General features: G+C 58.1%; 10 protein-coding genes. 9 read left to right on the top strand and 1 reads right to left on the bottom strand.

Annotated features, from left to right (window positions below; all coding sequences use genetic code 11):
- Window positions 1–24: 24 nt before the first annotated feature.
- A complete protein-coding gene (locus VK574_RS03520; protein ID WP_472798424.1) occupies window positions 25–426 on the bottom strand; it encodes a YybH family protein in 402 nt (133 codons plus the stop codon).
- Window positions 427–838: 412 nt separating this feature from the next.
- Between VK574_RS03520 and dxs the strand changes: the two genes are divergently transcribed.
- From dxs to VK574_RS03475, 9 genes are all read left to right on the top strand, one after another.
- Entirely contained in the window at window positions 839–2,728 is a 1,890-nt protein-coding gene (gene dxs, locus VK574_RS03515; protein ID WP_472798423.1) for a 1-deoxy-D-xylulose-5-phosphate synthase, read from the top strand.
- Between the two features lie 158 nt (window positions 2,729–2,886).
- A complete protein-coding gene (locus VK574_RS03510) occupies window positions 2,887–4,362 on the top strand; it encodes an amidohydrolase family protein (protein ID WP_472798422.1) in 1,476 nt (491 codons plus the stop codon).
- Between the two features lie 475 nt (window positions 4,363–4,837).
- Entirely contained in the window at window positions 4,838–5,347 is a 510-nt protein-coding gene (locus VK574_RS03505) for a DUF2127 domain-containing protein (protein ID WP_472798421.1), read from the top strand.
- A gap of 177 nt (window positions 5,348–5,524) precedes the next feature.
- Window positions 5,525–7,474, top strand: a complete 1,950-nt coding sequence (locus tag VK574_RS03500) for an acyltransferase family protein (RefSeq protein ID WP_472798420.1) — start codon at window positions 5,525–5,527, stop codon at window positions 7,472–7,474.
- Between the two features lie 56 nt (window positions 7,475–7,530).
- The gene (locus VK574_RS03495; protein WP_472798419.1) at window positions 7,531–8,301 is read left to right on the top strand and encodes a GDSL-type esterase/lipase family protein; all 771 of its coding nucleotides are present in this window, start codon (window positions 7,531–7,533) and stop codon (window positions 8,299–8,301) included.
- Between the two features lie 418 nt (window positions 8,302–8,719).
- Window positions 8,720–9,169 (top strand): division/cell wall cluster transcriptional repressor MraZ, encoded by a 450-nt coding sequence (locus VK574_RS03490; RefSeq protein WP_472798418.1) that lies wholly within the window; start codon window positions 8,720–8,722, stop codon window positions 9,167–9,169.
- A gap of 42 nt (window positions 9,170–9,211) precedes the next feature.
- Complete coding sequence (gene rsmH, locus VK574_RS03485) at window positions 9,212–10,129, top strand: 16S rRNA (cytosine(1402)-N(4))-methyltransferase RsmH (protein ID WP_472798417.1); 918 nt, start codon at window positions 9,212–9,214, stop codon at window positions 10,127–10,129.
- 116 nt (window positions 10,130–10,245) lie between these two features.
- Window positions 10,246–10,755, top strand: coding sequence for a cell division protein FtsL (locus tag VK574_RS03480; RefSeq protein ID WP_472798416.1), 510 nt, complete (start codon window positions 10,246–10,248; stop codon window positions 10,753–10,755).
- Window positions 10,756–10,860: 105 nt separating this feature from the next.
- Window positions 10,861–13,137, top strand: coding sequence for a penicillin-binding protein (locus tag VK574_RS03475; RefSeq protein WP_472798415.1), 2,277 nt, complete (start codon window positions 10,861–10,863; stop codon window positions 13,135–13,137).
- Window positions 13,138–13,139: the final 2 nt, after the last annotated feature.

Genomic DNA, 13,139 nt, shown 5'->3' with positions numbered 1-13,139 from the left:
GGACTCAACTGGGGCCGACGTAACTCAGGAATTCGGCAGCTTGCAGCAATCGCCGGCAGAGGCAGGCTCGTTGGCGCCGGCATCGAGCACCACCTTCCAGTTCCCGTCTTTCTCTCTGCGCCACACTGTCATGTACCGTCCCGAGGTCGTCAGCGGGTTGCCGGCGGCATCCTTGCTGTGGCCTTCAAAGTGTCCCCACGTATAACCCATGTCGCCAGAGGGGCCCATCTGCGCATCGGTGGGAGTCCAGGTCAACTGGTAGACCTTCGGATCCCAGATCGCCCCCTTCACGATCGCAACCCGACCAATCAACGGCGCCTGCCCGTTGTTCAGGGCTACGCCATCTTCCGCAAACCAGTCGGCAAATGCCGCGCCGCCGCGCTCGCGTACATCCTTGGCGAACCGTGCCTCAAGGTCGAACAGCACGACTTTTCCGGGTTTGGCGGTAGGGTCGGTCAGAGGATTCGGCGCCGTCGGCTGTTCTCCTCCCAGGGGCAGCTGTCCCCAACTGGCACATGTACCAGCACATGCCAAAAGCCCCGCGATGACTATTCCGCACAGAAATCCTCGACTTGTTTCTCTTGCAACCTGCAACACCTTCATCGGCCCACCTGTCTTCATCCAAGATCGTACACAATCGGGCTGGATCGTGCTCCATGCCAACTGCCGTTTTGTCCCATCAAAGCAATACCTTAGAGCTGAAAATAGCGTCTAATACCACAACGCCGGAAACTGCCCCATTGGTATACTCTTGGTTGGCAAAGCTGGCTTCTAGAGCGGTAGCCCGGTCAGGGCTGATTGCCACGAACGCCCGGCTTTACCCGGGGGAAGGGTGAACATGGGAGCATTGCTTGAGACGATTCATTCGCCTGCGGACCTCAAGCGCCTCAACCCCGCCCAGATGACAGAACTGGCCGAGGAAATTCGCGCGTTCCTCATCCAGACGCTTTCGAAAACAGGCGGCCATCTCGGGCCAAATCTCGGTGTTGTCGAGCTGACACTCGCACTCCACTCTGTCTTCGATACTCCCTCTGACCGCATCCTTTTCGACGTCAGCCACCAGGCATACATTCACAAGATTCTTACCGGCCGCCTCGATCGCTTCGCGACGATCCGCCAGCCCGGCGGACTCAACGGATTCATGCTCCGCACTGAAAGCGAGCACGACTGTTACGGCGCTGGCCACGCGGGCACAGCGCTCTCCGCTGCGCTGGGCATGGCTGTTGGGCGCGATCTCGCTGGCGGCAACGAACATGTAATTGCCGTCGCTGGAGACGCCGCCTTTACCAACGGCATTTCGTTCGAAGCGCTCAACAACATCGCTGACCAGACCAAGCGCCTCATCGTCGTGCTCAACGATAACGAGTGGTCCATCGATCGCAACGTGGGCGCCATCGCGCGCTACTTCCACCGGATCGTCACCAACGAGCACTACAACCGACTGCACGACTCAGCGCGCCGGATTGTAGAAAAGATCGGCGGCAAGACCGCGGTCCAAGTGGTGCGTCGCGCCGAAGAAGCTGCGAAGAGCATGCTGTGGCCTTCCATCATGTTTGAGGAATTCGGCCTGCAGTATTTCGGACCCATAGACGGACACAACCTTCCTCTGCTGATCGAGACATTCAAGTTCCTCAAGGCTGAGAATCGGCCCGTCCTGCTGCACGTGCTCACGCAGAAGGGGCGCGGCTTCCAGCCCGCCCTCGACGGCCAGAAGAAATTTCACGGCCTCGGCCCATACGATCCTGAAACCGGCATGACCAAGGCTGCCGGCGTGCCGACATATGCCGAGGTGTTTGCGGGCACCCTTGCGAAGATTGCCGACAAGGACGAGCGAGTTGTTGCCATCACCGCCGCGATGCCCAATGGCACCGGCCTCGATCTTTTCCGTCCGCATCATCCCAAGCGCTACTTCGACGTCGGCATTGCGGAGGAGCATGCGGTGGTGTTTGCCGCCGGCATCGCGACGCGCGGCTTTCGCCCGTTCTGCGCCATCTACTCCACATTTCTTCAGCGCGCCTTCGATCCGGTTGTGCACGACGTTGCGCTGCAAAAGCTGCCTGTGACCTTCTGCATGGACCGTGCCGGCCTCTCCGGCGACGATGGTCCCACACACCACGGCTTGTTCGATATCAGCTATCTGCGCGGCATTCCCGAGATGGTGCTGATGGCCCCGCAGGACGAAGACGAACTCGCCGACATGATGGCGACGTCGCTCACTATCGACGGTCCGAGCGCGATCCGCTATCCACGCGGCGCGGTGGCCGGTGTCGACTGCAAGCCCTATCCCCAACCGATCCCCGTCGGCAAAGCAAAGGTGCTGACCGACGGCTCCGACGTTGCAATTCTTGGACTCGGTCCCATGACGATGCTGGCGCGCGAACTTGGCGATCGCCTCGAGCGCGACGGCTTCTCCGCCGCTGTCATCAATCCGCGCTTCGTGAAACCAATTGACCGCGAGATGCTTGCTGCGTATGCGCGCCGCGTCGCCGCGTTCGTCACCATAGAAGACCACGTCAAGATGGGTGGGTTTGGCTCAGCGGTCATCGAGGCGCTTCAGGAGATCGGCAGCGCCGTCCCTGTCGTCCGCATCGGCTGGCCCGATCAGTTCATCGAGCACGGAAAGATCGAGTCGCTTCGCGCAAAATACGGCCTCACTGTCGACGATGCGTACACGCAGGTGCTGCCGCTGCTGCACTCGCGCAAGCGCCGCACACTGGTCGCCAGTTGAGAACTTCCCGCGATCAACGCACTGCTGGTAACGCGGTTCATTGCTTTGCAACCGGGTCTTCGGTGCAGCTGAATCAACGAATCATTCCCGAAATGGGAAATCGTGCCATCTAACCCGACATGACCGTGTGCGACAATCCAGAGCATAAAGAATCTCGTATGCGACCACATCGTATTGTGCTGACATGGATGCTCCTGACGCTATCGGTCGGCATCCCAGGCTCAGCACAGAATACCGTCCAGGTCGTTCCCAAGCCAGCACCGCCGCCGCTGGTTCTGATTGGCGGCACGATCGTTGATGTCACCGATTGGGGCCGCTCCGCGCTCGATCAGCAGAACTCGATCGTCATTATTCAGAACGGCAAAATCACCGACGTTGGCTCACGATTCCTCATTCCGATTCCCAAGGGCGCGGAGGTTATCGACTGTACCGGAAAATTTCTTATCCCCGGACTCATTGACGGCTTTACCGGGATGAACAGCCAGGGACAAGCGAACGCCGATCTCTATATGGGTGTCACTACGATTGTCGCGAGTGGCGACTATCGTCGCGGGCACATCGATTTTTCTGCCAATCCCAGCCCGCACGTCTATCTGCTCGACTCCGTCGGAACCACCGACAACTGGAGTCTGCTGATGGGCCACGGCGAGTGGACAGAGAAACTCCACGAAGGCGCGCATCCCGCGGAACTGAGCCCTGAAGATACTGCGAGCCAGATCAATGCCACTGCGCATCTCGGCACGCGCGTGCTCTGGCTGGGGTGGGATATCACTGCCGCCAACGCGCAATGGATCATTACCCGCGCGCATCAGCTCGGCCTTGTCACGTACGGTGAATTCATCTCGACGCCGTACACGGTGAGCATCGATTCCGGGGTTGACGTGCTGCTGCATATGGGTCGCTACGAACTGGGCGTAGTCCCTGACGAACTGCAGCGTCCCCTGGTCGAGGATCCCTACGGCGCTTCGGCTGCCACGGCGTACGACTACGCGGAGCACCTGCCACCTACCGATCCGCACTTTCGCAATTACGGCCACTTCATCGCAGCGCACCACTCCGCGCTGATGCCCACCTTCAGCCTCAACTACCTCAACCTTCCCAACCATCGCAACCTGTGGAAGGAGCCCGCGGCGTCGATCCTCAATCCCGTCAACATGTATATGCCATCGAATAATACGACAGGCGAACTTGATTACCCGCTCTCGCCCTGGACGCGTCATCTTCCCAACGTTTCGGTACGGTGGATGGAAGAGAGCCAGCGCAAGAAAGCCGACCAGACAGCCATGCGTCTTTGGCGCATCAATCAGACCATCTTCAGTGCCTATCCGCATTACCTGGCGGCCTCGGGCTCGGCCGCATTCGGCACAATGCCGGGCATCTCCCTGCACACCGAACTGGAAATGCTGGTGCGGATCGGACTGTCGCCGCGCGAAGCCCTCGCCGCTGCCACCAATAATTACGCCATTCAATTCGGCTGGAATGAGCTTGGGCAGATTGCGCCGGGCCGGCGTGCCGACATCCTCGTTCTCGATGCCGATCCCACATCGAACGTCTGGAATGCGCGCCGTATCTCTACCCTCATCTTCGACGGCAATGTGATGGACCGCGACGCCCTTCTGAAGCTGCGCAGATAGCTCATTGGCACTGCGGCCAGGATTTGTGCGAAAACCATGCAAGTCTGCAATTTTGATCGCGGGACGCCACCTTCTAAGCCGGCTTTATCCACGGAAAAGCCCTGAATATTCCTCTGGAGCCAATGGCACGGTACCCATATCGCGGTCGTTTTCGGCCATCAGGGATGCCGAAAGTGAAGGAAAGCGTGACTGGCATTACCGCGGTTACAAGTTTCCTGCGCGCATGAAGCCTGTCTTGTTGCGTCCGGGTAGGGGAATTGACTACTCTCATGGGACACTTCAGCGCATCTATGAGGTTGGGGGATCAGGCCGCACTTTGACCCAGTCCACAAAACAACTCGGTTTTGGCGGTCGGGAGAAGGCTGCTGTGCTTCAGGCGGAGCTGGTAGCACCACTGCGTCCCGGTGAACTCGCGGACGAGCGCTCACGTAAGATGAGAGTGACGGTTCGTTCAGGTTCCGAACTGCCGGAGAGCATGACTGATTCGAATCGGAAGCTAGATCAGGAGCGCCAAAAACACAATCGATGGCTGGTGCTCATCGCAGCTTACAAGTTCCTTCTTGCCCTGGTGTTTATTGCCGTGGGCGTAGGTGCGTTGCGTCTTCTGCACAAGGATATCGACGACGTGATCAGCCATATTGGCGATCTGCTCCGGTTCAACCCTGAATCCAAATTCGTCAACTTCCTCTATGACCGGGCATCCCTCATCAACGATCCGCTTCTCAAGCGAATCGGCGCCCTGGCCTTCAGCTACGCGGCGCTCGGCATGGCCGAGGGTATCGGTCTTTATCTCGAAAAAGCCTGGGGCGAATTCCTTACCCTCGCCATCACCGCATCGTTTTTACCCTGGGAGATCTTCGAGATCTTTCACCGGCTCACCTGGGTGCGCGTGGGACTTCTGGTAGTGAATGTGCTGGTTTTCGTGTACCTGCTGAAGATCGTCACCGGCCGCCGCAAGCCCGTCGAACCGGAGACAGCGGACTAGCTACGCTTTTTGTTCTCCTGCAGCCAAGTCGAACCCTTCTCTTCTTTCTTTTGCTTTCTGCGATTGCGACGCGGCTTCTTTGAGGGTCTGCTTGGCCGAAAGTTCTTACACTGGCAGTTTCGTCAGCGAATTGTTGGGCAGTCCCACGACACCGAGTTCGCACGATAACTTAGAAGAATGGGCAACTCGTCGCTTCACATTCACGCATTGAAATACCGCCCCGATATTGACGGTTTGAGGGCGGTAGCCGTCCTCAGTGTCATTGCATTTCATTTCGGCATTTTTCATCTAACTGGCGGTTTTGTCGGGGTCGATGTATTTTTCGTGATTTCTGGATACTTGATCAGTTCCATCGTCTTTTCTGAAGTCGCAAACTCCCGTTTTTCAGTGATTGGTTTTTATGAGCGGCGTATTCGGCGAATCTTTCCGGCGCTCTTCGCCATGCTGCTGGTGTTCTCCGCCTTTGCCCTGGCGTTTTTCCTCCCCTCCGAATTGGTCGACCTCAGCAAATCGACGCTTGCGGCCACCTTCTCCGCATCGAATTTCTATTTCTGGCAACATAGCGGCTACTTTGACGTCCACAATCCGGATCCGCTGCTGCACACGTGGTCATTGGCCGTCGAGGAGCAGTTCTACATCCTTTTCCCCATTTTCCTCGTGCTGGTACGCCGGTTCTTCGCTCAATGGCTCAGAGTGTCGGTGGTGGCCCTGTTTGCTGCCTCCCTGTTGAGCAGTGCGGCGGTCGTGATCTACAGTCCCGCAACCGCATTTTTTATGCCATACACGCGCGCATGGGAGCTGCTCCTTGGGACCATGCTTTCGCTGGGGATGTTTCCCGGGATGCAATCGCGTTGGTTGCGCAACCTGGCTGCGCTTGTGGGAGTCGGTATGATCGCATGCTCGGATTTCTTGTATACCAGCGGAACGCTCTTCCCGGGGCTGAGCGCACTACTGCCGTGTGTTGGTGCCGCGCTCATCATTGGGGCAGGGGAATCAGGGCTAAGCGCCGTCTACGCGTTGCTGGCGTGGCGTCCCTTCGTGTTTGTCGGACTAATCTCCTATTCGCTTTACCTGTGGCATTGGCCGGTCCTCCTGGTCTACCAGATGGGACTGATTGATCTGAATTCTGTATGGGACAGGCACTTCGGCAGGTTGCTCTCGGTAGGCCGCTTCGAACATCTCGTCATCCTGCTGGTTTCATTCGCATTGGCAATTCTCTCGTGGAGATTCGTGGAACGGCCGTTCCGCAAGGGAAGGTTGCGTCTAGCGGGGTCGCAACTGTTTGCAACGGCCGCCGGGGTCATGTTGGTCTGCGCCGCTTTTTCATCCCTTGTGCTTTCATCTCGAGGTTTGCCGGGGCGATTTTCCGCTCAGACCAACCAAATCGCATCATACCTAGACCGCGGAGCCGCGCTCGAGAATGCAGAGAAAGCTATGCGCCTGGGAACGTGCTTTCTTGATCAGAACAAGGTAACTACCTTTAACCTGGACTCTTGCCTTCATGAGGACCCGGCGAGTAAGAACTACCTGCTTCTGGGCGATAGTCACGCCGCAGCTCTTTGGCTAGCACTTTCCGAGTCTCTCCCGAGCGCCAATGTCATGCAGGCCACCGTAGGTGGTTGCGAGCCGACCCTGCACCATGCCGGGCCCGGTCTTTGCCGCGATGTGATGGATTATGTGTTCCAGACCTACCTGCCCACTCATCCGGTGCAGGCAGTAATTCTTGAGGCGAATTGGAATGGAGGGAGCATCGCACCGCTGGAAGAAACGTTGGCCTGGGCCAAGGTGCACCAGGTTCCGGTCGTCGTCATAGGATGCGTTCCGTCTTACGACGCGCCGCTTGCGCGCCTTCTTGCCTACTCCGTCGCCTGGCACCAGTCAGACCTCGCCAGCAAACACCTTGTGCAAGCAGAAGGAACTCTGGAAGCAAGTTTGCGCGCCGTCGTGGAAGACAAATGGCATGTGCCGTTCGTGTCGCTGTACGATTCGCTGTGCGAGGGGGGCACGTGCCTCGAATACGCAGATGCCGCGCAAACCATTCCCCTGATGAATGACCGAGACCATTTCAATCCGTCCGGGGCGCTGTTCGTTGTGCGTCGCCTGGTCGCAAGCGGGGAACTGCGATGAGCGCAACGCCGCCTGGAAGCATCTTCGAGCGCCTTTATCTCAACTAGAATCCTGCCATGAGCAAAGTACGCTACCTGGGCGTTCTCCTTTGTGTTTCACTTCTGGCAAATCTTCTCTTTTTGGCATCTGGCGCGCTGTATGTGTTTTATGTGCGCAAGCACGGGGGAGTGGCCCGCTTTGTCGAGCGCTTTGGTGCCCCTGCTCCCATCACACTCAATGGCACAATCGACAGCGTTGTACGCAGGTCCCTGTTTGAAACGCTCGAAACCTCGTCGGTTGATTCTCCGACCGTTTTTCTCGGCGACAGCCTGACGGAATTGTGTGAGTGGAATGAATTGCTTGATCTCCAGGTTCTCAACCGCGGCATCAGCAGCGACACCACCGTGGATGTCCTCGATCGGCTCGATGCCGTCCTGGCTCTTCACCCCAAGGCCATCTATCTCATGATCGGAATCAACGACGCCGTAGAAGGATCAAGCGTCGCCGACACCGCCGGAAGGTACCAGCAAATTCTCCAAACGATTCACAAAGCAAGCCCCACCACCAGGGTCTACATGCAGAGCGTGCTCCCCGTGCTCTCTACTGGATCTCTAGTTGAGGCACTTGGTGGGACTGGCGGACCCAGGCTAAATCAGTGGGTCCGTCAGATGAACCAGACAATCAGCGGCTACGCCGACAACAAGTCCATCTTCTATATCAATGTTCATGACGATCTACTGGAGAACGAGGAACTCGCTCCGCGTTTCACAGTTGACGGCATACATCTGTCGGGAGCAGGGTACATCGTCTGGAAGCAGCGAGTCCTTCCTTTCCTCACCCGACCTTAGCCTTCACCTTCAGTCATTCTGAACCGAGCAAAACCAGCAGCTCGCTATAGTTTCGCTTTTTGTTCACCTATAAAGGCAGACGACTCATTTGAGAAGTGTCTATCCGGCCATGGTACTCAAGCGAGTAAACACCACATCTTGTGGTCTTTGAGTTGGTCCACCTATTAGGAGTTTCCAGGAAACGGAATCCTAGCCCGTTTTCCACCTAACCCTCTAAAGTTGCAGGATTTCGACAGAAATTGTCGTAGGTGTGGAAATCTCCATGGGCTATTATCGTGTCTGAAGTGGAGTGAAGTGGAGCAAAAGGGATCTAATAGCTCACTTCCAAACAAAGATTACTCTCTCTCAGGTCGATTCCGAAGCTCCAACCCAGGTTCGGAACCAGCCTTTACACCGAGTACGAGGCGAACGACAAAGCATGTTTCGTGGCAATCATCCAGCGAAAGTCGATGAAAAAGGAAGGCTTAAGCTCCCTTCCGCTTTCAAGCAACTGGTCGATGCCACCAGTGTAACCCAGTTTTATGTCACTTCCACCGATGGCAAAAGCGCCGAGATCTGGCCCCTGCCTGAGTGGGAGAAAAGGGAGCAACAGCTCGCCGACTCCAGCACCATGGACGACGCGGTTCGCAAGTACCTCAATGTGACCAGCTACTACGGGCAGCAAGTGGAGATGGACAACCAGGCCAGGCTTCTCCTCCCCCAGATCCTCCGCAATGCTGCCCAGCTCGACGGGGAAGTCACAGTTTTTGGCATGAGGACGTACCTCGAAGTTCATAACCGGGAGATCTTCGAACAGAATCTGGCGGCCAATCAGTTGACCGCCGACGATCGCAAGGCAATGGCGGAGATTCTTCGCCACAAGGGATGATTTTTCGGGCCGATGGCCTGACACACCCCTCAGGGGGAGCACATGTCGAAGCAAAGTGAACGTCATGTGCCAGTTCTTTTACAAGATGCGATTCAGTTTCTCAATGTACGCGCAGGCAGCGTCATTGCAGACTGCACCCTCGGCCTTGCCGGCCATGCGGCAGAGATCATCCGCCGCCTCGGCCCGGCGGGACGTCTGATCGGTTTCGATCGCGATCCCGAGGCACTCGAGCTTGCAAAAGGCCGCCTCGCACAGGTGGCAAGTGAACTCGGCAATCAGGCGCCTCAAATGACGTTCATCGGCGAGGCGTTCAGTTCGATTAGCAATTACGTTGAACCGGCCTCGCTCGATGGCATCTTGGCCGACTTCGGTGTCAGCAGCCTGCAGATCGACGAAGCGCGCAGAGGATTCAGTTTTATGGTGGACGGACCCCTGGATATGCGGCAAGATACGCGATCCGGTCCTACCGCCGCACAAGTGGTGAATGAGGCGAACGAGCGCGAGCTTGCCGACCTTATTTACGAATACGGAGACGAAAGGAGGTCGCGGAGAATCGCCAGAGCCATTGTTCGCGGGCGGCCAATCTCAACCACCGGGCAGTTGTCCCGGATTGTTGCTTCAGCCGCCCCGGCAATGAAACAGGACAAGATTCACCCGGCGACGCGCACGTTCCAGGCGCTCCGGATTTACGTGAATCGCGAGTTGGATGAAATCAAGGCGCTGCTGGAGGCCGCACCACCATTGCTTAAGCCCTCCGGACGACTGGTCGTCATCAGCTTTCACTCGCTGGAAGATCGCATCGCGAAAGATATTCTGCGCGAATACGCGCACAAGGGAATTATGCGGGCGCTGACAAAGAAACCGGTCACCGCCAGCGACGAAGAAACGGATCGCAATCCACGCTCAAGAAGCGCCAAGTTGCGAGCGGCGGAAAAGCAGAGAACAGGGAATAGGGAATAGGGAATATAACAACGGCGCGCCCTGTTACTTGTTTACTGCGATGGGTCGAAGGAAAGAATTCAGCAAGATTGCGGCTAGCAGCTAGAAGCTAGCGGCTAGAAGCTAGGAGAAACAACATGGCTGCATGCACTGCGACACTATTCGATTCGAAACCCGGCTGGACCGCTCGCGTGGCCGAGCGCAATGCCGCACTGTTGGCCCAGCAGCCCATGCGCCGTCGCGGAGTGCGCACGCCAGAAGTGATCTTCGCGCACCACATCGACAACACGCGCCTCGTCAAGGCTTCCGATCCGGTGCGCGTGCGCCAGATGCGCATCTTCTCCGCAGCGGCCACCGTGCTGTTCTCGCTCATCATGGTGTACGGCCTGCAGCATTTCTACGCGATTGAGAACTCTTATCGCATCGAATCAGAAAAGCAGGTGCGCGAACAGCTGCGCGAAGAGAATCGCCAGCTCCGTTTGACCGAAGCGCAACTTTCGCAGCCTGGCCGAATCGATGGCATGGCACGTCAGCTTGGAATGAGCGAGCCGCAGCCCGGACAGGTTGTCCGCGCAACCGCGCACTTCGACTCGAGCGCGCCGGTGATGGCCCAGGTCAACACGCCGCAACCGAATCCGGCGAACTGAGCAGCGCCGATTATCCATAAGATACCTCGTCGCGCACATCCTGTGATTCGTCACGGTGTGTCACACCTTGATGCTCTAATCTGAAACTCGAATCGCCGAACAACAATGCAGGCAGCTCTACGCGCAACTCGTCCGCTTACTGTCACACAGCGCGCCACGCCCATGAAGCTGGCGCGTTTTTGGCTTGTCTGCGGCTTCTTTTTCTTCTGGGCGGTTGCCATTGCGGCGCGCCTCTTCTGGCTGCAGGTGATCCGCCACAGCGACTACCTGGAACGCGCTGATAAGCAGCAGCAGCGCACCTTTGAGGTCGCGCCACGCCGGGGCATTCTCTACGACCGCAATATGCACGAGCTCGCCATGACCGTGCAGGTCGAGTCCGTTTATGCCGTTCCTTCGGAGATCGACGACCAGAAGGGCGCGGCCCGCGTGCTCGCCGCCATCGTCCACACCGATTCTGAAGACAGATTGACGCGTGAAGACCAGATCGCGCACCGCCTCGACGAGGGCAGGAGTTTTGCATGGATCGCACGGCGCGTTACGCCCGAGATTGCCACCAAGATTCGCGGCCTCAATATGAAGGGCATCTATTTCCAGAATGAGTTCCAGCGTTTCTATCCCGACAACCAGATTGCCGCCCAAGTGCTCGGGTATGTCGGCGTCGACGATAACGGTCTTGGCGGTCTCGAAGGCAAATTCAATGGTGCGCTCCACGGCGTCCCCGGGCACATGTTTACCGCCATGGACGCGCGCCGCCGCGTGCTGGGCTCCGTCGCCCATGAGCCTGAGCCCGGCCAGAATCTGCAGCTCACCATCGACGAGAACATCCAGTTCATGGCCGAGAAGGCCCTCAACCACGCGATGGAGAAGACAAACGCCGACAACGGAACCATCGTGGTGCAGGACGTACATACTGGCCAGATTCTTGCCCTCGCGATTCGGCCCACATTCAATCCCAATGATTTCCGGCACACCACGACCGCACTATTAAAGGACCACGCTGTCAGCGATGTGTACGAACCAGGATCGGTCTTCAAGCTGGTCACGTACGCCTCAGCGCTTGACTCGAACGTCACCAAGCCGGATGACATGATCGATTGCCAGGGTGGGCAGATCAAGATGGCCGGCGGACGCATCATTCACGACAATCAAGGCGAACACCTGGGGGTAGTTACCGTCCATAAGGCGCTCGAGGAATCGAGCGACGTGGCTGCCGTCAAGCTCGCGCTCAAGATCGGACCCGACCGCTTCTACCAATACATGCGCGACTTCGGCTTTGGCAGCCGAAGCGGCGTGGAAGTCCCCGGCGAAACCCGCGGCCTGCTCCGTCCTACTAGTAAATGGAATGGGTCATCAATCGGGTCCCTCGCCATCGGGCAGGAAGTCGGTGTCACGCCGGTGCAGCTTGTGTCCATGGTTTCCACTATCGCCAACGGCGGCACGTACCTTCCGCCCCGCGTTCTGATGCCGGATCAGTTGACGCACAATGCGAAGCCTGCGGCGCTCGAGGCCGCCGCTTTCAGACCCGGCGAAGACATGCCCAACCCGCTGCCTTCTGGCGCGCATCGCGTCATCTCAGAGATGGCTGCCGCGCAAATGCGCAAGATGATGGAGGGCGTCGTCCTTTTCGGAACCGGCAAACCCGCACAGCTTAACGGCTACTCATCCGGCGGGAAAACCGGAACCGCGCAAAAGGTTGATCCGGTCACACACCTCTATTCGAAGACGATGCACATCGCCTCCTTCGCCGGAATTGCGCCGGTCAACAATCCGGTCATCGCCGTCGCCGTGGTCATCGACAATCCCCGCAGCGGCCCCTCATACTATGGCACCGCAGTCTCTGCACCTGTTTTCGCGGAGGTTGCGCAGGAGGTACTTGAATACCTGAACGTTCCGCACGATATCGATGTGCGCCCGGCGAAGACCACTCTGCAGCAGGCCAAGGCGGAGAAGCCCGTTGAGGAAGACGACTCCGATGCGGACCAGGCGGAGGTAAACGCATTGTTCGCGGCCGCCAATGACCTGCCGGCCGACGACCCGCTGCGCCAGCAAACCCCAGCGGCACCCGTGCAAACAGCGGCAGCACAACCGGACGAGTTCGCGCCGGCAGGCGCCACTTCTCAACCAACAGCGTCGAATCAGCCGGCGGCTTCGCCATCTTCGCCGCCGCAGGACCGCGTGTCCACCTACGTCAGCGTCAGCGACGGCAAAAAACTCAGCGTGCCTTCGCTGGTTGGCTTGCCCATCCGTAGCGTGATCGAGATGATTGCCGCCGAAGGCCTGCAGGTGGAGATCACCGGCAGCGGCACGGTCCGAGAGCAGGCGCCGGCTGCCGGTACCCAGGTTCCCAGCGGCACTAAGATCATCGTGCGCTGCGGGCGGTAGGC

Origin of the sequence: Occallatibacter sp. (assembly GCF_035317045.1) — a bacterium.
Lineage (GTDB): Bacteria > Acidobacteriota > Terriglobia > Terriglobales > Acidobacteriaceae > Telmatobacter.
The sequence above is the reverse complement of the archived record's forward strand: the minus strand, read 5'-3'. Positions and strand labels throughout refer to the sequence as shown.